The sequence below is a fragment of the Rhodococcus erythropolis NBRC 15567 genome (assembly GCF_001552595.1).
Taxonomy (GTDB): Bacteria; Actinomycetota; Actinomycetes; order Mycobacteriales; family Mycobacteriaceae; genus Rhodococcus_F; species Rhodococcus_F erythropolis.
In genome coordinates this window covers 21,240-39,594 of sequence record NZ_BCRM01000016.1, presented here as the reverse complement: position 1 = coordinate 39,594, position 18,355 = coordinate 21,240, and the positions used below count along the sequence as shown (strand labels likewise).

16 protein-coding genes are annotated in these 18,355 nt (G+C 63.1%); 6 read left to right on the top strand and 10 right to left on the bottom strand.

Annotation, left to right across the window (positions count from 1 at the left end; genetic code table 11):
• The first annotated feature begins 192 nt into the window (after positions 1-192).
• Complete coding sequence (locus RE4_RS19320) at positions 193-987, top strand: hypothetical protein (RefSeq protein WP_060939200.1); 795 nt, start codon at positions 193-195, stop codon at positions 985-987.
• Here RE4_RS19320 and RE4_RS19315 read toward each other — a convergent pair.
• Both RE4_RS19315 and RE4_RS19310 read right to left on the bottom strand, forming a co-directional pair.
• Positions 984-1,781 carry an Fpg/Nei family DNA glycosylase gene (locus RE4_RS19315; RefSeq protein ID WP_060939157.1) on the bottom strand — a complete coding sequence of 266 codons (798 nt, stop codon included), beginning with the start codon at positions 1,779-1,781 and terminating at the stop codon, positions 984-986. The two genes, RE4_RS19320 and RE4_RS19315, sit on opposite strands and share 4 nt — an antisense overlap.
• 15 nt (positions 1,782-1,796) lie before the next feature.
• Positions 1,797-2,270, bottom strand: coding sequence for a ribose-5-phosphate isomerase (locus tag RE4_RS19310; RefSeq protein WP_003944571.1), 474 nt, complete (start codon positions 2,268-2,270; stop codon positions 1,797-1,799).
• Between the two features lie 100 nt (positions 2,271-2,370).
• Between RE4_RS19310 and RE4_RS19305 the strand changes: the two genes are divergently transcribed.
• A complete protein-coding gene (locus RE4_RS19305) occupies positions 2,371-3,249 on the top strand; it encodes a M48 family metallopeptidase (protein ID WP_019749089.1) in 879 nt (292 codons plus the stop codon).
• On the opposite strand, the gene RE4_RS19300 is transcribed toward RE4_RS19305, so the two are convergent.
• On the bottom strand, positions 3,237-3,860 hold the full coding sequence (locus RE4_RS19300) for a DsbA family oxidoreductase (RefSeq protein ID WP_003944541.1): 624 nt from the start codon (positions 3,858-3,860) through the stop codon (positions 3,237-3,239). The two genes, RE4_RS19305 and RE4_RS19300, sit on opposite strands and share 13 nt — an antisense overlap.
• A gap of 166 nt (positions 3,861-4,026) precedes the next feature.
• Between RE4_RS19300 and RE4_RS19295 the strand changes: the two genes are divergently transcribed.
• Together RE4_RS19295 and pepN are read left to right on the top strand one after the other, a co-directional pair.
• Positions 4,027-5,262 (top strand): NAD(P)/FAD-dependent oxidoreductase, encoded by a 1,236-nt coding sequence (locus RE4_RS19295; protein ID WP_020908238.1) that lies wholly within the window; start codon positions 4,027-4,029, stop codon positions 5,260-5,262.
• Between the two features lie 65 nt (positions 5,263-5,327).
• On the top strand, positions 5,328-7,907 hold the full coding sequence (gene pepN, locus RE4_RS19290; RefSeq protein WP_060939156.1) for an aminopeptidase N: 2,580 nt from the start codon (positions 5,328-5,330) through the stop codon (positions 7,905-7,907).
• Between the two features lie 71 nt (positions 7,908-7,978).
• On the opposite strand, the gene RE4_RS19285 is transcribed toward pepN, so the two are convergent.
• From RE4_RS19285 to RE4_RS19275, 3 genes are all read right to left on the bottom strand, one after another.
• Positions 7,979-8,458, bottom strand: a complete 480-nt coding sequence (locus RE4_RS19285; protein WP_019749092.1) for a DUF5130 domain-containing protein — start codon at positions 8,456-8,458, stop codon at positions 7,979-7,981.
• Positions 8,445-8,708, bottom strand: a complete 264-nt coding sequence (gene ctaJ / locus RE4_RS19280; RefSeq protein ID WP_007730943.1) for an aa3-type cytochrome oxidase subunit CtaJ — start codon at positions 8,706-8,708, stop codon at positions 8,445-8,447. Before ctaJ ends, RE4_RS19285 begins: the two co-directional genes overlap by 14 nt.
• A 118-nt stretch (positions 8,709-8,826) precedes the next feature.
• On the bottom strand, positions 8,827-9,525 hold the full coding sequence (locus RE4_RS19275; RefSeq protein ID WP_020908239.1) for an HNH endonuclease: 699 nt from the start codon (positions 9,523-9,525) through the stop codon (positions 8,827-8,829).
• A 182-nt stretch (positions 9,526-9,707) separates the two neighbouring features.
• Here RE4_RS19275 and RE4_RS19270 point away from each other — a divergent pair, with 182 nt between their 5' ends.
• Positions 9,708-10,115 carry a globin gene (locus tag RE4_RS19270; protein ID WP_003944464.1) on the top strand — a complete coding sequence of 136 codons (408 nt, stop codon included), beginning with the start codon at positions 9,708-9,710 and terminating at the stop codon, positions 10,113-10,115.
• A 4-nt stretch (positions 10,116-10,119) separates the two neighbouring features.
• Here RE4_RS19270 and RE4_RS19265 read toward each other — a convergent pair whose 3' ends face one another.
• A complete protein-coding gene (locus tag RE4_RS19265; protein WP_021344735.1) occupies positions 10,120-10,554 on the bottom strand; it encodes a cupin domain-containing protein in 435 nt (144 codons plus the stop codon).
• Positions 10,555-10,717: 163 nt separating this feature from the next.
• Between RE4_RS19265 and RE4_RS19260 the strand changes: the two genes are divergently transcribed.
• Entirely contained in the window at positions 10,718-12,316 is a 1,599-nt protein-coding gene (locus RE4_RS19260) for a glycoside hydrolase family 13 protein (RefSeq protein WP_060939155.1), read from the top strand.
• Between the two features lie 66 nt (positions 12,317-12,382).
• Here RE4_RS19260 and RE4_RS19255 read toward each other — a convergent pair whose 3' ends face one another.
• From RE4_RS19255 to RE4_RS19245, 3 genes are read right to left on the bottom strand one after another with little or no spacing between them, the layout of a single operon-like run.
• Complete coding sequence (locus RE4_RS19255; protein ID WP_020970006.1) at positions 12,383-13,069, bottom strand: DUF8010 domain-containing protein; 687 nt, start codon at positions 13,067-13,069, stop codon at positions 12,383-12,385.
• Positions 13,062-13,481 carry an acyl-CoA thioesterase gene (locus RE4_RS19250; protein WP_003944573.1) on the bottom strand — a complete coding sequence of 140 codons (420 nt, stop codon included), beginning with the start codon at positions 13,479-13,481 and terminating at the stop codon, positions 13,062-13,064. The genes RE4_RS19255 and RE4_RS19250 overlap by 8 nt, the downstream gene beginning before the upstream one ends.
• Positions 13,478-18,325, bottom strand: a complete 4,848-nt coding sequence (locus RE4_RS19245; RefSeq protein WP_060939154.1) for an NAD-glutamate dehydrogenase — start codon at positions 18,323-18,325, stop codon at positions 13,478-13,480. Before RE4_RS19245 ends, RE4_RS19250 begins: the two co-directional genes overlap by 4 nt.
• Positions 18,326-18,355 lie beyond the last annotated feature (30 nt).

Sequence of the window (18,355 nt, the reverse complement as noted above, 5' to 3'; positions counted from 1 at the left end):
AAGGAGGGAAACTCCACAAAAATCCGCATCGGCCTGGCCGGTGCGGATTTTTTGTGTTCAGACTTTGTGCACTCAGGCCACTCCCCTGTGGTCCGTATCCTGGAGTTGTCCGGATCGATTCTGCTCGGGAGGCCACTCGTGACCACGATTCTTCTCATACTCGTCGTTCTGGCCGTAGTCGTATTTCTGGTCATGAAAAGCCAGCAACGCGGTTCCGGCCACAGCGCAACACAACTCGACGACGCGAAAGCCGATGCCAGGCAGGCGATCGAACGCCTCGGCGGTCAGGTCTACAACCTGACCGGCAGTGACGACGCGTCGCGCCAAGCCCTCGCCGACGCGGCCGAACGGTACAACGCCGCAGGCTCGCAGATCGATCAGGCAGCAACGCCGGTTCAGGCACGTCTCGCGAAACAGACTGCGCTGGAAGGGCTTTACTACATCCGCGCGGCGCGGGTGGCAATGGGCATGGATCCGGGACCGGAAGTTCCTTCCATCGACGGACAGAAGGCTGCGGGTTCGGTCACCGAAGACCGTGAGGTCGAATTCGAGGGCCGCAAGGTCGCGGCATCACCCAATCCGTCGTCGCACACACCCAACTACTACCCCGGTGGCCGAGTCGCCGGACGCCCGGTCCCGGCCGGCTGGTACTCCGAACCCTGGTGGAAGCCTGCCCTCGTCGCCGGCGCCTGGGGTCTGGGTTCGATGATGCTGTTCTCGACCATGTTTTCCGGCATGGCCGGGGTTCCTTACGGCGCAGAAGCTTTCGCGCAGGGTGGCGATACGGGAGCCGGCGACTCGGGAGACCAGGGTGACTCGGGAGATCAGGGCGACTCGGGAGATCAGGGTATGGACGCCGGTGACTCCGGCGCGGAACAAGGAAGTGTCGACAACACCGATTTCACCGCAGACGGTGGAGGCAACGACTACGGGGACTTCGGAGGCGGCGATTTCGGCGGCGGAGACTTCGGCGGCTTCGACTTCTAAGCCGGCTGGCACACCGGGCACCAGAACAGGTTTCGCGCCTCCATGACGGAATGCAGGATCGGTGTGCCGCACACGCGGCACGGCGATCCTGCTCTTCGGTAAACGTAAGTCCGCGGACGATCCTTCGCGTACGCCGGATCACCGTTGTCGTGCTCGGCGCGAACGACGTGCATCTTCCCGCGCCTGACACCAACCTTCATCAATTCGACAAGATCTGCCCACATGGCAGTCCATTCGTCGTGAGAGATGAGATTCCCCGGTCGTTCAGGGCTGATTCCGTGACGAAAGAGAAGTTCGGCGCGATAGACGTTGCCGACACCCGCCAGGACCGCTTGATCCATGAGCAGCGCGCCGATCGCCTTCTTGGACTTGGAGATTCGCACCCATGCCTGGTGTGGATCCGCGCCGCGGCGCAGTGGGTCCGGCCCGAGTCTGGCCTCGATCGCGGCGACCTGAGGCGGCAGTAGGACTTCGCAGGCGGTGGGACCACGAAGGTCGGTGCCGAAATCGGCACCGACCATTCGCATCCGGACCTGGCCTACCGGTTCTTCCATCGGCAGGGCGGAGTCGGTGAACTTTCCGTACAGCCCGAGGTGTACGTGAACTGTCAATCCGTTGTCGTAGGTGTGCCAGAGGTGCTTCCCCCAGGCATCCGAGGACGTGAGTACATGTCCGTCCACCAGACGCGCGTCCTCGGCGAATCTGCCTTGCGGGCTGAGGACGCGGACCGGTGAACCGACGAACTTGCGGGCATGCAACCGTGCCAGTCGATGCAGGGTATGACCTTCAGGCACGGAACAACTTTCGGATCAGGCCTGCGGCAGAGCCGGTGCGACGCCGGTCTTCTCGTACTCGGACAAGATGTCGATACGACGCTGATGACGCTCTTCACCCGACCATGCGGTGGCGAGGAAAGCGTCGACGATGGCGAGCGATTCCTCGAGGGAATGCATACGTCCACCGATGCCGATCAGCTGAGCGTTGTTGTGCTCGCGGGCCAGCTTCGCCGTTTCGACGCTCCAAGCGAGAGCGCACCGTGCGCCGGGAACCTTGTTCGCGGCGATCTGCTCACCGTTGCCACTGCCACCCAGGACGATTCCCAGGCTGCCCTCGTCGGCAACGACACGCTTTGCGGCTTCGATGCAGAATGCCGGGTAGTCGTCCACGGCGTCGTACTCGTGAGCACCACAGTCGATAGCCTCGTGGCCGTTCGCTTTCAGGTGTTCGATGATCTCGTTCTTACGTTCGAATCCGGCATGGTCGGCACCCAGGTATACGCGCATGGCGACAATTCTCTCAGGCCCGACCAGCCGGGCGCACCCGGGTCGACGTCACACTTTCAGGAACACGCATCGCCGCGCGAGCGCACCTATCGTGGTGCCCATGTACCCCGTCAACGGCCAGGCCGCTGCACCCGCCGTTCGTGTGTCACCAGGCAGTGACGCGGTTCGCCACCCGTGGGAAATCCCGCTACTCGTGCTCGCCGTTCTGACGACAGTCGTCACCTATGTGGTGGCGATCGTTCTGATCGCTGCGGGTGATCTGTCGACGTGGATCCTCGTGGTGCTCGCGGCTCCGATCCTGCTGTTCCTCGCGCGAGGTCAGCTGTACGGATCGCAGCAGGTCAACGGAATCAAGATGACGCCTTCGCAATTTCCGGAAGGGTATCTGCTGGTTGCCGAGGCCGCGGCACGGTTCGGCATGAAAACTCCGCCGGATGCCTACGTCGTACTGGGGAACGGACGGATCAACGCATTTGCGTCAGGGCACGGATTTCGGCGTTTCGTCGTCGTCTACAGCGACCTGTTCGAGGTCGGTGGGCAGGCCCGCGAGCCCGATGCGCTCGCATTCATCATCGGTCACGAGGTCGGCCACATCGCTGCTGGGCATGCGTCGTACTGGCGCCAGTGGGGACAGTTCGCGTCGAACTACATTCCGGTGATCGGGTCTTCGCTGTCGCGTTCCATGGAGTACACGGCAGACAACTTCGGTTTTCACATGCGCCCACAGGGCGCACCGGGCGCAATGGGTGTCCTCGGCGCCGGAAAGTATCTCGTGGGTCTGGTCGGGTTCGACGAACTCGCCGATCGCGCGACACTCGAATCCGGTTTCTTCCCGTGGTTCGTCAACATCTTGTCGTCGCATCCGGTGCTGACCTGGCGTGCGGCCGCGCTTCGCAACCGCACGCACTCAGGACATCTGTTCTTCCGGCCCGGTCAGCTCTACCGAAATCCGGCGCTCACTACCGCTCAGTCGAACTGAGGATCCTCGTTGCGGGTCCGCTTGAGCTCGAAGAAGTGCGGGTAGCCGGCCAGCGCGACGGCGCCGTCCCACACCTTGCCTGCATCCTCGCCGCGCGGGATACGTGACAGCACGGGACCGAAGAACGCCACGCCGTTGACATGGATCGTCGGGGTTCCGACGTCGGGTCCGACGGCGTCCATGCCCTTGTGGTGGCTCTCACGCAGTGCCTCGTCGTACTTGTCGGTGTCGGCAGCCTCGGCCAGTTCGGGCGGCAGTCCGACCTCGGCGAGCGACGACTTGATGACGTCGGCGAAGTCCTTGTTGCCCTCGTTGTGAATCTTCGTACCCATGGCCGTGTACAGCGGCAGCAGGATCTCGTCACCCTTCAGCTGCGCTGCAGCGATAGCGACGCGGACCGGGCCCCAGGCCTTGGTCATCATCTCGCGGTACTCGTCGGGGAGGTCGCGGCCCTCGTTGAGAACCGCAAGGCTCATCACGTGGAACTTGGCCTCGATGTCGCGTACCTGCTGGGCCTCGAGAATCCAGCGCGAGGTGATCCAGCACCACGGGCAGAGCGGGTCGAACCAGAAGTCAGCAGTGTCCGTGGTCTTACTCGAGGTTGCGCTCACGAAGAAACTCCCTATCAGTTCTTGTCGGTCAGGTTCTGTCAGTTCGGGGACATACTCCCGTTCTGCCAACAATCATGAACCCGTAATCCTTCCCGCGCTTTCCCCCGAACCACCTTCCGATCGCAGTAGTGTCGAAAAGAAACGAGTACGAAGGAGTGGTTCAGTAATGAGCACCAACCGGAGATTCGTGATCGTCGGCGGCGGGCTCGCGGGCGCAAAGATCGCAGAAGCCCTGCGTGACAGAGATTTCGACGGTGAGATCACCGTATTGAGCGAAGAAGACCACCTTCCGTACGAGCGGCCGCCGCTGTCGAAAGAGTTCTTCGCAGGCAAGAAGACACTCCCCGAATTCACCGTCCACGACGGCGAGTGGTTCCGCGACCATCACATCGATCTTCGTCCGGGAACGACGGCAACGGCCATCGACCCCGCTGCGCACACCGTGTCACTTCCGGACGGTTCCACGATCAGCTACGACAAGCTCGCCTTGGCCACCGGCTCACGTTCGCGGCGCCTCGACATCCCGGGGTCCGACGCCGAGGGCGTTCACTACGTGCGAACAGTCGATCAAGCCGCTGCGCTACTGCGCACCCTGGCCGCCGACAAGAAGCTCGTCGTGATCGGTGCCGGCTGGATCGGTCTCGAAATTGCCGCGTCGGCTCGCGGTTTCGACGTCGATGTCACCGTGCTCGAGCATGCCGGCCTTCCGCTCGAATCGACCCTGGGCCCGGAAATGGGTGAGGTCTTCGCCGCTCTGCACCGCCAGAACGGCGTCGACTTGCGCACTGGCACGGACGTCAGCGCAATCTCTGTCGACGGCGATCACGCCGCCGGCGTCACTTTGAGCGACGGCACCGTGATTCCGGCCGACGCCGTGTTGATTGCTGTCGGCGCGTTGCCGAACACCGAGTTGGCGTCGGAGGCGGGTATCGACGTCGACAACGGAGTTCTCGTCGACGCCGGTCTGCAGAGCAGCGACCCCGACGTCGTTGCAGTAGGCGACATCGCGGCCGCACAGCATCCGATTCTGAATGCACGAATTCGGGTGGAGCACTGGGCAAACGCACTCAACCAACCCGAGACCGCCGCAGACACCATGTTGGGTCGGCCCGCCGAGTACGTGCGCATGCCGTATTTCTTCACCGATCAGTACGACCTCGGGATGGAATACGTGGGTCACGCGCCGCACGGCGGCTACTCCCGTGTCGTCACTCGCGGCGATGTCGACAAGCGCGAGTTCCTGGCCTTCTGGCTCGATTCCGCGAACAAGGTGCTCGCCGGCATGAACGTGAACATCTGGGATGCCGGTGACGCCATCAAGGAATTGGTCGCCTCTTCGCGTCCTGTCGATCCGGAGCGGCTGGCCGATCCGGAGATTCCGTTGGCAGAAGTGTCCGCTTGAGTAGAGCCGTTCTCTTCGTGATGGGATGGACGTAATAGATCCGCACCATCTACGAGGAGATCTTTGTGGTCGCACCGAACCTGACACGCGAAACCGCAGCGCAACGGTCAGCAATCCTGACCGTCGAGAACTATCTGATCGAACTCGATCTCACCGACGGCAACGACGCACCCGGCGAGGAGACGTTCTCTTCGAAGACCACCGTCACGTTCACGGCTACGGCCGGAGCAAGCAGCTTCATCGACATCGTCGCGGCCCGAGTCCATTCCGCGGTCCTCAACGGCACCGCACTCGACGTCTCCGACTACGACGAGTCGACGGGCATCAGCCTTCCCGACCTCGCTGCCGACAACGAGTTGGTCATCGAGGCCGATTGCATCTACTCCCACACCGGCGAGGGGCTGCACCGATTCGTCGACCCGACCGATGACGCCGTCTACCTCTACTCACAGTTCGAGACGGCTGACGCCAAGCGCATGTTCGCGTGCTTCGATCAGCCCGATCTGAAGGCGACGTTCGACGTCCGCGTCACCGCTCCCACGTCGTGGAAGGTCATCTCCAACTCCGCGGTCGTCGAGACCCTCGCCGCCGATCCCGGCAAGCACGTTTTCCGGACCACCCCGAAGATGAGCACGTACCTGGTGGCGCTCATCGCCGGTCCCTACGCGCAGTGGACCGACAACTACTCCGACGAGCACGGCGACATCCCGCTCGGAATCTTCTGCCGCGCTTCGCTGGCCGAGTTCATGGACGAGGAGCGGCTTTTCACCGAGACCAAGCAGGGATTCGACTTCTACCACCGCAACTTCGGTGTTCCCTATGCCTTCGGCAAGTACGACCAGCTCTTCGTCCCCGAATTCAATGCGGGCGCGATGGAGAATGCCGGCGCCGTGACCTTCCTCGAGGACTACGTCTTCCGCTCCAAGGTGACCCGCTACTCGTACGAGCGTCGTGCCGAGACGGTGCTGCACGAAATGGCGCACATGTGGTTCGGCGACCTCGTCACGATGGCGTGGTGGGACGACCTGTGGCTCAACGAGTCGTTCGCGACCTTCGCTTCGGTCCTGTGCCAGACCGAGGCCACGGAGTACACGAACGCCTGGACGACGTTCGCCAACGTCGAGAAGTCGTGGGCATACCGCCAGGATCAGTTGCCGTCGACGCACCCGATTGCCGCGGACATTCCGGACCTGGCTGCCGTCGAGGTCAACTTCGACGGCATCACCTACGCGAAGGGCGCCAGCGTCCTCAAGCAGTTGGTCGCATACGTCGGACTCGAGCCGTTCCTCGCCGGACTGCGTGAGTACTTCCGTGAGCATGCATTCGGAAACGCAACATTCGACGATCTGCTGGGCTCACTCGAAAAGTCCTCGGGCCGTGACCTTTCCGACTGGGGTCGACAGTGGCTCAAGACCACCGGTTTGAACATCCTGCGCCCCGACTTCGATGTCGACGCAGACGGAAAGTTCACCCGCTTCGCCGTCCTGCAGGACGGTGCGGCACCAGGCGCCGGCGAGCGGCGAATCCACCGGATCGCCATCGGCATCTACGACGACGTCGACGGCAAGTTGGTGCGAAGCCATCGCGTCGAACTCGACCTCGATGCTGTGGAAAGCACGGATGTCCCCGAACTTGTCGGCGTCGCCCGCGGTGCACTCGTGTTGGTCAACGACGACGATCTCACCTACGGCTCCGTGCGACTCGATCCCGAATCTTTGGCGACGGCGATCGAGCGGGTCGGCGACATCACCGACTCACTCCCCCGCACCCTGGTCTGGTCGGCGGCGTGGGAAATGACCCGTCAGGCCGAACTGAAGGCACGCGACTTCGTCGCGCTGGTCGAGCGCGGCATCAGTTCGGAGACCGAAGTCGGTGTGGTGCAACGTCTCTTGCTCCAAGCCCAAACCGCCATCGGCTCCTACGCAGATCCGGCCTGGGCCGAGGCCGAAGGTGCGGCGAGCTTCGCCAATCGGTTGCTCGAACTCGCACGTGAGGCAGAGGCCGGGTCCGACCACCAGCTGGCATTCGTCAACGCACTCACCGGTGCAGCACTCTCCCCGTGGCACACCGAGGTACTGCGCGAATTGCTCGACGCCGATCCCTCCACCGTTGGGCTCGACGGCCTGATCGTCGACACGGACCTGCGCTGGCGCATCGTCGGGGCACTGGCAGCTGCCGGTGAGATCGACGCCGAAGGAACCGCAACTCCGTTCATCGACGCCGAAGCCCATCGTGACCCGACCGCTGCGGGCGCTCGTCAAGCCGCGGCGGCCGCGGCCGGACGTCCGCAGGCTGCTGTCAAGGAAGAGGTCTGGGCGAAGGTCGTCGGCGACGACTCGGTGCCCAACATCACCGCACGATCGATCATCGGCGGGTTCGCTCGCGAAGGCCAGGACGAATTGCTCGAACCCTTCGTCTCCCGTTACTTCGCCGACATCGCGGCGGTGTGGGAACGACGCTCGAGCGAAGTGGCACAGACCGTCGTCATCGGGCTGTACCCGGCGTGGTCGATCTCCGCAGAATCCGTCGCGGCGGCAGACCGATTCCTCGAGGGCGACATCCCTCCCGCGTTACGTCGTCTGGTCGTCGAAGGCCAGGCCGGTGTGGTTCGTTCACTGGCAGCACGAAAGTTCGACGCGAGCTGACATGCGAAAGGCCGGTGCCCGCGTCGATTCTCACGAATCGACGCGGGCACCGGCCTGCGTCTGACAAACAGTTACGGCGCTGAAATTGCGGCTGCCATAACGCGGATGGCACTGATCAGTCCGTCGATCAGGTTGCCTTCACTGAAGGATGCAACAGCTGCCGTTGCTCCGAGCTGGGTAACGCGATCAGTGACCCGATCGGCGATTGCCCGCCCGCTGCGTACCTCGACGGTGCGCTGGTTGGGCGAGACGGCGATCAGCACGGAACGCTCGGCTTCGGGCGTGGTCGGGAACAGTGCGTCGGCACCCGCTGCCGGATCAGAACCGAGATCACCGATGTAGGCGTTGAATCGCACCTTGGTGGCCCGCGTCGCTTCGGTCATCGCGACGTCGAGCGCGACCAGGTCCATGGTCTCGAACGGAAGATCGTCGGTGAACGGCTCGCCTATGCGGTGCACACCGGAAACGCGTCCGCTGGACGTGACGACGCTGCCGACGGGCAGGTCCTCGGGCGCTACTGCGAGCGCGGTCGAATGATCACCACTTGCCACTTGCGGACCCTCCGATCAGATCAGCCGAACCGGCTTCGATTGCGTGTGCACTGCCGTGATGGCCACCGCGAACGGTGACTTCGTCGACAGCACTCCACAGCACGGGAGCGTGATCCCACGACTCACCGAGATGGAACGCCGGCGGAACCGGTCCCGGCGTCTTCTTCCCGAGGAAGGACGCAGCCGCGAAGAACGCGGTGATCAAGGCCGGAATCCCAACGTATATCAGTACTACCTCGAGAATGCTCACACCAGATAACGTAGCCCAGAACGCCAGGAAGGAAAGCGTCAGGGCCACAAATTCTCGGGCAATTTCGTTTCGGCGACGACAGAACGCCGCTCAGGCTGCGCCCACGCCGACACATAGCTCAGGCTGCGCCCACGCCGAGATACGGCATCCACGCCGGATGCAATTCCTTGGTCGCCGCGAGCAGACGCCAATGCGGTCCGGACGGCGGAACCAATTCCGCACGGAGAGTCCATCCGAGTTCGCTGAGCATCTTGTCGGCCTTGCGGTGATTGCAGGGGGCACAGCACGCGACGCAGTTCTCCCACGAATGCCCGCCACCTCGGCTGCGAGGAACGACGTGGTCGATGGTTTCGGCTTTGGCTCCGCAGTACGCACATCGGAAGTGGTCACGATGCATCAGTGCGGCACGGGTCATGGGGATGCGGGCGCGATACGGAACGCGCACGTAGGTGCGCAATCGAATGACCGAGGGAACCTGCACCGACCAGTCCGCAGAATGGACTACCGGGCCTTGTTCGTCCTCGTGGACGGTATCGGCCTTGCCGCAGGCCATCAGTACGACCGCGCGCCTGGCAGGAAGGGCGGTCAGCGGTTCGTACGTGACGTTGAGCAGTAGCACCCGACGTTTTACCCACTCGGGCACAACGCGATCGGGAGGGAACATCTCGAGGTGAGAATGCTCTTCGGAAAAGAGTGGGTCAGCAGTGTGCGCGAACCCGTCAGGAACAACTTCCAGAACAGCCCCTAACGCGTGGTCGTTCCGCGCGCTAGTGGGCTGGAGTTGTCGGTGATTGCGTGCAGCATGTCGGTTCTTCATACGACCTCCGGGAGACTGCCCCCAAGTTGACCACGGATGATCGCGTTACGCACTCCCATTTCGAACAAAATTGCCAGGACGGCCGGTGAATTTCCGGTGAATGGGTACGCATTCCGACCCGATGCAACCGTCGTCGACCCGGAAACCGACCACTACGGCCGTCAGGCACAATGGAACTTGCCATGAATGACGTACAGCACGACGTGCAGCAGACCTTCTACGACGCCGTCGGCGGAGCCGAGACGTTTCACAAGCTCACCGCGCGATTCTACGAAGAAGTCGCGAAGGACGAGGTTGTGCGCCCGCTCTACCCCGAGGCCGATCTCGGCCCGGCAGAGCGGCGGATGCGGATGTTCCTCGAGCAGTACTGGGGCGGGCCGCACACGTACTCGGAGGAGCGTGGGCATCCGCGTCTGCGGATGCGCCACAATCCTTTCGTGATCGGCCCGATCGAGCGTGATGCGTGGCTTAGGTGCATGCACGTCGCCATCGCGTCCATCGACGAGAAGACCCTGAGCCCGGTGCACCGCAAGCAGTTGATCGACTACATGGAGATGGCTGCTGCGTCCATGGTGAACTCCGCCATCTGACCGTTTACTTCGCCTTCGGCCTGAACACACGCGCGATCCGGCGGGCCGCTCGTACCCCGAACGACACCGTGGGATGTAGCGGAGAACTCAAGATTGCGTGCTTGCGCACGTACTCTTCGACCTCCCACTCCGACCAGCTGCCCGCCCGGAAGAGTGCGGCATCGCCGACGCCCAGGGTTCGTTTCGCGATTCCGTCGCCCTGAACGGTGACCGACCCTTCGATGATGTGCACGATTTCGTCCGCATGGAAGTACCAGCGGAAGCGCCCCTTCGTGCAATCCCAGACGTGCGTGGTCGTGGTCCCGTCTTTACTCGCCGACCATTGCGCCGACCGTGCAACCGGTGTGCCGAAGATTATCCAGTCCCGGTTGATCGGATCATCGTCGAGCAGTACGTGATCCAAACTGACCGCTTCGATTGCCGACAAAGTCAAGGCCAAGCCCCCTTGGTTGTATTCTCGATACTTCTCCCCCGGCAGTAACACCAAAGTTGCCACATGGAGTCACCGCGTGAATGCAAAGTACACCAAGGCTAGGTAAAGAGTCACGCTTTTGCCGTGTCCAAGTCGTGAGAGTGCCAGACGTTTGGCACTATGAACTGCTGTGAGCACCCCCGCGGATTCGTCCTCTGTAAGCCGGCCCGAAGCCCCGTGGTGGAACGAGGCGGTCTTCTATCAGATCTATCCGCGTTCCTTTGCCGATTCGGGCAGTGACGGTATCGGCGACCTCGGCGGAGTCGAGGAGAAACTCGGCTACCTCGAGCTGCTCGGCATCGACGCGATCTGGTTGAGCCCGGTGATGAAGTCACCGATGGCAGACCACGGCTACGACGTCTCGGATCCTCGCGACATCGATCCCCTGTTCGGTGATCTGGCGACGATGGATTCGCTGATCACGTCAGCCCACGAGCGCGGAATCAAGGTCACCATGGACTTGGTCCCGAACCACACGAGTGATCAGCACGAGTGGTTCAAGGCAGCCCTGGCGTCGGCGCCAGGTTCTGCGGAGCGATCCCGCTACATCTTCCGAGACGGCAAAGGTGAAAACGGCAACGAACCGCCGAACAACTGGCCGAGCATCTTCGGCGGCCCGGCATGGACCCGCGTCAGCGAAGCCGACGGAACACCCGGCCAGTGGTACCTGCACATCTTCGCCAAGGAACAGCCGGACCTGAACTGGGACAACCCCGAGGTCTTCGACGACCTCGCCAAGACTCTGCGCTTCTGGCTCGAGCGCGGAATCGACGGATTCCGCATCGACGTGGCCCACGGAATGGCCAAGCCGGACGGTTTGCCGGACCACGACTGGGAGCTCAACGAGCTCATGCGCAATTCCGACGACGACCCGCGGTTCAACAATCCGGCAGTTCACGAAATCCACCGCGGCATCCGCAAGGTCATGGACGAGTTCCCGGAGGCGATGACCGTCGGCGAGATCTGGGTGAAGGACAACCAGAAGTTCGGCGAATACATCCGGCCAGACGAACTGCATCTCGGATTCAACTTCCGGCTTGCAGAAACCGAATTCTCCGCCGAGTCCGTCCGAGAGGCCGTGGAGAACTCCCTCGCGGCCGTCGCCGAGGTCGGGGGTGTGCCCACGTGGACACTGTCGAATCACGACGTCGAACGTGAAGTCACGCGCTACGGCGGGGGCGAGATCGGAACGCAACGCGCACGGGCGATGATCCTCGTCGAGTTGGCGCTTCCGGGCGCGAGCTTCATCTACAACGGAGCCGAACTCGGCCTGCCGAACGTCGACCTGCCCGACGATGCACTACAGGACCCGGTCTGGGAACGATCCGGGCATGCCGAGAGAGGACGCGATGGCTGTCGAGTGCCCCTTCCCTGGGAAGGAACCGAGCCGCCTTTCGGATTCACCACCGGTGCGAGCACCTGGCTGCCGATGCCGGCCGAGTGGTCGACGCTCACCGTGGAGGCTCAGATCGAGGACGTCGACTCAATGCTCTCGCTGTATCGCGCCGCCCTCGAACTTCGTAGCGCCAGGCCGGAGTTTTCCGGCACCGACATCGATTGGTACGGCAGTCCCCCCGGCTGCCTCGCTTTCCGTCGACGCGGCGGTCTGATCTGTGCTCTCAACACCACGGAGGTGCCGATCGCACTGCCGAGCGGGCAGCTGCTGTTGAGCAGCGCACCACTCGTCGACGGTCAGTTGCCCGTCAACGCTGCGGCGTGGCTGATCTGACCGAACACTCTCGCACGTCGTCAGGCGGCGGCCCCATCGCGGTGGTGGTGGCCGTCGCCTGAACTCCTACCGCGCAACCATCAGCGGTATCGAACCACCGCGGTGACGGTAGATCGAACCAAACCGTGCATCGAGGCGCACCCACGATCGACTCGCCCGCACCCGAACCAGTTCCGACGCGTCGATCTGTTCGAGATCGATGTCCGCAGTCATCGCTTCGGATCCGGCGTGCGGAACGAATCCCATTGCGGTCAAGGCAAAAATAACTCGCATCGAGATCCCGACCGTGCCTGACGGACCACTGACCTCGAGCACGTCCTGATCGAGCAACGACGCCGGCGGCCCGTGACTACTTCCATGCTCGAGCGCCAAGGCGTTGCCCCGCTGCGCCAGTTCGATCAGCACCCGGGCGGGTACGTCGTCCAGGTGCTCGAAGCCGTCCATCGGCGGCAACGCCCCACGCCATGCCGAATCCATGGCGAACCCCGGATCGATCAGCTCACTTGTTGCCTGCTCCACCGCCGAGAGCAACTGATCGCCGGCAGCCGACGTGTCGTCAGGGTTGATGGTGCCCGCCACGGTTCGCGTCGCCAGAGCGTCGAAACCCGTTGACGCCCAGACGCTCAGGTGCGCATCGCCGCGTCGGCGCATTCGGATGACCGCGGACTCGTCCAAACGCAAGGCGTGACCGATGAAGCCGGCCAAGTTCTTTCGCTCGGCCTCCTCGGGCACGGTCAGGACACGTTCATGCACGTTGCCAGCTCTCCAAGTACTCCCGCTCGGGCCCGCTGAGGCGGCGCAGACGTTGAGTGTCGATATCGAAGGCCGCGATCTGAGTCGATGCCACGATGGACGGCGGGACGCTGAGATCGGCGCCGCGGGGGCGAACCTCGTACGCGATGGTGAAGTCCACCGCGCGAACCTTTTCCACCCACATGAAGACATCGAGCGGTGAATCGTCGTGCCGCAGTTGCCCGCGGTACCGCACATGGAGATCGGCAATCACAGCCCCGTCACGCAGGGTGACCGTTGGACGCGAGTCTTCGAACAACCAAGGAATCCGCGCCTCTTCGAGCAACGTCACCATCCGTGCGTGGTTGATGTGCTGGAAGGCATCCATGTCGGACCACCGAACCACAACTTCGGCGTGGAATCCTTCGCTCAACGTCCTACCTCCGATCGGGTGCCCATGCTGCGCACCATGCTACGAACCTGACGCGCCGCCACCGAGAGCGTCGCGAGGTCAAGCGTCCCAGACTCGAAGATCTCGACGAGAGCTGCCCTCGCCCGACTCAGCCGCGAGGCGTTGGTCGATTCCCATTCGTCGATCTTCTCCTGCGGCGACTCCCCCGGCTCGCCGCCGGCCAGAACCTCCATCGTCAGCTGCCGCAGCGAACTGTAGAGGTCGTCTCGCAACGCGAGCCGAGCAAGCGAGTGCCAGCGATCGCCGCGCTCGAGTCCCGAGACCGCGCTCAGCAGCCAGTCGATTCCCAGATGCGCGTCCAAGGCGTAGTACAGCTCCGCGACTTCGGTGATGTCGTGATCTGCGATGTCGGCGATATCCGCGATGTCGAGCAGGCAGTAGACGTCGAGCAGTCGGAACACGTCCAGCGCCAACGCTTCCGGAGCCCCGCGATCGATCACGGATTGAGCGCGCACGAGCAGATCGTCGAGCTGGTGGCCGGCGAGCAGCCCCGGAACCAGCGGCGCCGTCGCCCGATACGCTGCCGAGTAGCGCGCAACTTCGGCGCCGACCGCGATCGGCTGGGGCCGATTGGCCAGGAACCACCGCGACGCGCGGTCGAGCAAGCGGCATGACTCCACGATCAGCTCGTTTTCGATCTCTGCACTGACGCCGGCCGACCGGATTCGCGACCACACCTCGTCGAGCGCAAAGACCTCTCGCACAGCGGCGTACGCGCGGATCGAGTCCGTACTGCTCGCTCCGGTCTCCTCGGCCAGGCGGTAGGCGTACGTGATTCCGCCGTTGTCGATCACTTCGTTCACGAGCATCGTCGCGACGATCTGCCGCCGCAACGGGTGTGCCTTGATCTCTGTTTCGAACCGATCGCGAACAGCGGTCGGGAAGTACTGCGGGATCTGCTGGGCGAAGAAATCGTTGTCCGGCAACTCGGTTGCGAGCAGATCGTCCTTGAGTGAAAGCTTCACGTGCGCCGTCAGCGTCGCCAATTCCGGCGACGTCAGACCCACACCGGCCTCGAGGCGACGCTCGATCTCCTTGTCGGTCGGCAACGCCTCGAGCTTGCGGTCAAGTCCACGTGCCTTGGTCAGATCCGTCAACTGACGGCGGTGAACACCGAGCATCTGCGGCGCGGTCACGCGGGAGATTCCGAGCAGCGCGTTCTGGGCGATGTTGTCCGCCAACACCAGCGCCGCCACGTCGTCGGTCATCGACGCCAGCAACGGATTCCGTTCCTGAGTCGGCAGTAACTGCGAACGCACGAGCGAATCGAGAAGGATCTTGATGTTCACTTCGTGATCGGAGCAGTCGACGCCGGCCGAGTTGTCGATGGCGTCGGTGTTGATGTGACCGCCGTTGGCGCTGAACTCGATTCGTCCCAGAGCAGTCACGCCGAGGTTGCCGCCCTCACCGATCACCTTGACCCGCAGGTCTTGACCGTCGACTCGCACCGCGTCGTTGCTCTTGTCTCCGACCTGCGCGTTAGTCTCGGTCGAAGCCTTGACGTATGTACCGATTCCGCCGTTCCACAGCAGATCCACCGGTGCCGACAGAATCGCCTGCATCAATTCCGGCGGCGAGAGCTTCGTGACCCCCTCGGCCAGACCCAGTGCGATCCTGACGCTTTCGGCGATCGGAACCGACTTGACCGTGCGGTCCCAGACGCCGCCACCTTCACTGATCAGGCTCTTGTCGTAGTCGGCCCACGACGACCGTGGCAACTCGAAAAGTCGTTGACGTTCGACGAACGAGCTCGCTGCATCCGGGTTCGGATCGAGGAAGATGTGTCGATGGTCGAACGCGCCCACCAGACGGATGTGCCGACTGAGGAGCATTCCGTTGCCGAACACGTCTCCGCTCATGTCGCCGACGCCTACCGTCGTGAAATCCTGCGTCTGCGTGTCGACCCCGAGTTCGCGGAAGTGCCGCTTGACGCTTTCCCAGGCGCCGCGAGCGGTGATTCCCATGCCCTTGTGGTCGTATCCCACGGAGCCACCGGAGGCAAACGCGTCGCCGAGCCAGAAGTCGTACTTGGCGGCAACCGAATTCGCGAGATCCGAGAACGTCGCCGTGCCCTTGTCCGCGGCGACCACCAGGTAGCGATCCTGATCGTCCTTGCGCACCACTCGATCCGGCGTCACAACTTCGCCGGTGGCCGCGTGCACGTTGTCGGTGATGTCGAGCAATCCGGAGATGAACGTGGTGTAGCAGGCTTTGCCGGTTTCCAGCGTCGCCGTTCGATCAGCGGCCGGATCACCCGTCGGCAGAGGCGGATTCTTCACGACGAAGCCGCCCTTGGCGCCGACCGGCACGATCACCGCGTTCTTGACGGCCTGAGCCTTCACCAAGCCGAGCACCTCGGTGCGGAAATCCTCGCGCCGGTCGGACCAGCGGAGTCCGCCGCGCGCTACTGCGCCGAATCGCAGGTGGACGCCTTCGACCTCGGGTGAGTACACGTAGATCTCGAAAGCCGGCCGCGGCTTGGGCAACTCGCTGATCCGCGAGGGATCGAGCTTGACCGACAGGTAGTCGCGAGAGCGGCCTTCGGCGTCGACGACGTAGAAATTGGTACGCAAGGTCGCCTTCACCAAGGAGAACATTCCACGCAGAATGCGATCGGCATCCAAGCTGAGTACCTCGTCGATGGAAGCACGCAACTGCTCGTCCAATTCGGCGACGCGGATGTCGTCCTGCTTCTCGGGGTCGAACATCGCCTCGAACAACTGCACCAATGCAAACGCGGTCTGCGGGTGCGTAAGCGCGATTCCTTCGATGTGGAACTGACTGTACGGAAATGTGGCCTGGCGCAGATACTTTGCGTAAGCACGCAGCACCACGGCTTGCCGCCAGGACATTCCGGCCCGCAGCACCAACTCGTTGAATCGGTCAGCTTCTGCCCGGCCGAACCAGACTGCACCGAATGCAGCCGTGAATCGCTTCTGGACCTCGGTCAGCGGGGCGGTACTGGTCTCGAGTGGCACCTGCGCATCGAGGTCGATCTCGACCGACGCCCGAAGATCCGCCGGTACCGACAATCCGAAATCGTAGATCCAGCACTGAACGCCGTCGAGTCGCTGCACGACGTGCGGTCGCTCGTCGAGAACTTCGACGCCGAGTGACTGCAGCACCGGTAGCACCTGGCTCAACGAGATACCGTCGCCGCCGACGAAGAGCGTGAAGCGCCAGGCACCGGGCGCGGAGTCCACGGCGCGATAGAGCAGTACGTCGATCGCGCCTGGCGCCAAGGCCTCGAGTCTGGCGATGTCGGCTAGCGCGCGTGACGGCTCGAAGTCCTCCTTGTATCCATCGGGAAGTACCCGCGAATACCGTTGCACCAGTTCCGGATCCACACCCGGAATGTCGCGAACAAGGTCGTTGATGCGGTCGTCCCAGCTGCGACTGACTTCGGTCAGCAGGGCCTGAACTCGCTCGCGGTTGGCCTCGGAGACATCCAGATGAACCGGCTCACTGTCCGGATCGCGCCGGATCGTCACGTGCAACAGCGCAAGATCGTTCTCGGTAACCCGGGCGGTGTAATCAACTGTGCCTGGGCCGAATTCGCGCCACAACAGGTTTTGCATCGCCAGTCGCACCCGCGTCGTATACCGGTCGCGAGGCAGATACACCAAGCAGGATACGAACCGTCCGAACGTGTCCTCGCGGACAAAGAGTCGCACCTGTCGACGCAGCCCGATGCTGTGCACGGCGTGGACGGTCTCGAACAAGGTCTCGGCATCGCTCGAGAACAACTCGGTGCGCGGGAAGGACTGGATGACCTCGAGCATCGCCTGCCCGGAGTACGAATGCAGGTCGACACCGGCACGCGCGATGACTTCGCGGACGCGTCGCTCGATCAGAGGAATCGCGAGGACGTTCTCGTGGAGTGCGACCACGGTGAACACACCCAGGAATCTGTGCTCCCCCACGATGTTTCCCTCGTCGTCGAGGATCGAGACACCCACGAAGTACGGGTAGACAGCGCGGTGCACCGTGGCGGGGAACGATCCCTGTGTCAGGACCAGAAGCGGTCGATCCGGGAGATCTGCAACTGGAGGCAAACTCATCGGGCCTTCGGTGACCGCGTCGGAGCGCAGCACGCCGAGCCCGCTGCCGGCGACCGTGCGTGAGCCGTCCTTCGTGCCCTCGAATCGCCGGTATCCGAGTACGGCGTAGTTTCCGTCCGCCATCCACCGGAGCAGCCGAGCGGTATCGGAGAATTCTTCGGGGGTGATCCTCCCGGAGGCAGTTTCTGCAGCACTCTCCAACTCGTCGGCAACGCGCAGTTGCAGTGCCTTCATGTCCGGGGTATCACCAACCACCTGGCGGACGTCCGCGAGCACTTTGCCGAGGTGGGCTTCGATCGCGTCGAGATCGGAATCCTCGACTTCGGAGTCCAACTGGACGTGCATCCAGGATTCTTGGATACCGCTGTCGCCCAAGGAAATCAGATTGCCCGCGTTGTCGCGTTCAACCGTCAGGATCGGATGGGCGAATTGACTGATTCCCACGCCTTGTCGGTTGAGCATCGCGGTAACGGACTCGACGAGCAACGACATGTCGTCGGTGACGATCTGGACGGCAGCGCCGAGACCCTCGGATCCTGACGGGCGGTACACACGCCATACGGCCGTGCCTGGCGTCCGCTGCCTCCCGAGCGCGAGATGCGCGAGCAGGACTCGATCCGATCGACCGTTGATGACGTCGTCGCTGTCACCCTCGTCGATGTGCGTGAAAAAGGCCTCGCGAAGACGCGTCAACAACGTCGCTTCGTCGAGGCCTGTGCCCTGCTGCCGTACACGGTCTGTCATTCCTGGCTCACATCCTTGTGGGTTCTGATC

Bases quoted from the DNA above. Each gene is read 5' to 3' on its own strand.
- RE4_RS19320 (WP_060939200.1), top strand. From the start codon at position 193: ATGAAAAGCCAGCAACGCGGTTCCGGCCACAGCGCAACACAACTCGAC.
- RE4_RS19310 (WP_003944571.1), bottom strand. From the start codon at position 2,270: ATGCGCGTATACCTGGGTGCCGACCATGCCGGATTCGAACGTAAGAAC.
- RE4_RS19305 (WP_019749089.1), top strand. From the start codon at position 2,371: ATGTACCCCGTCAACGGCCAGGCCGCTGCACCCGCCGTTCGTGTGTCA.
- RE4_RS19295 (WP_020908238.1), top strand. From the start codon at position 4,027: ATGAGCACCAACCGGAGATTCGTGATCGTCGGCGGCGGGCTCGCGGGC.
- RE4_RS19275 (WP_020908239.1), bottom strand. From the start codon at position 9,525: ATGAAGAACCGACATGCTGCACGCAATCACCGACAACTCCAGCCCACT.
- RE4_RS19270 (WP_003944464.1), top strand. From the start codon at position 9,708: ATGAATGACGTACAGCACGACGTGCAGCAGACCTTCTACGACGCCGTC.
- RE4_RS19245 (WP_060939154.1), bottom strand. From the start codon at position 18,325: ATGACAGACCGTGTACGGCAGCAGGGCACAGGCCTCGACGAAGCGACG.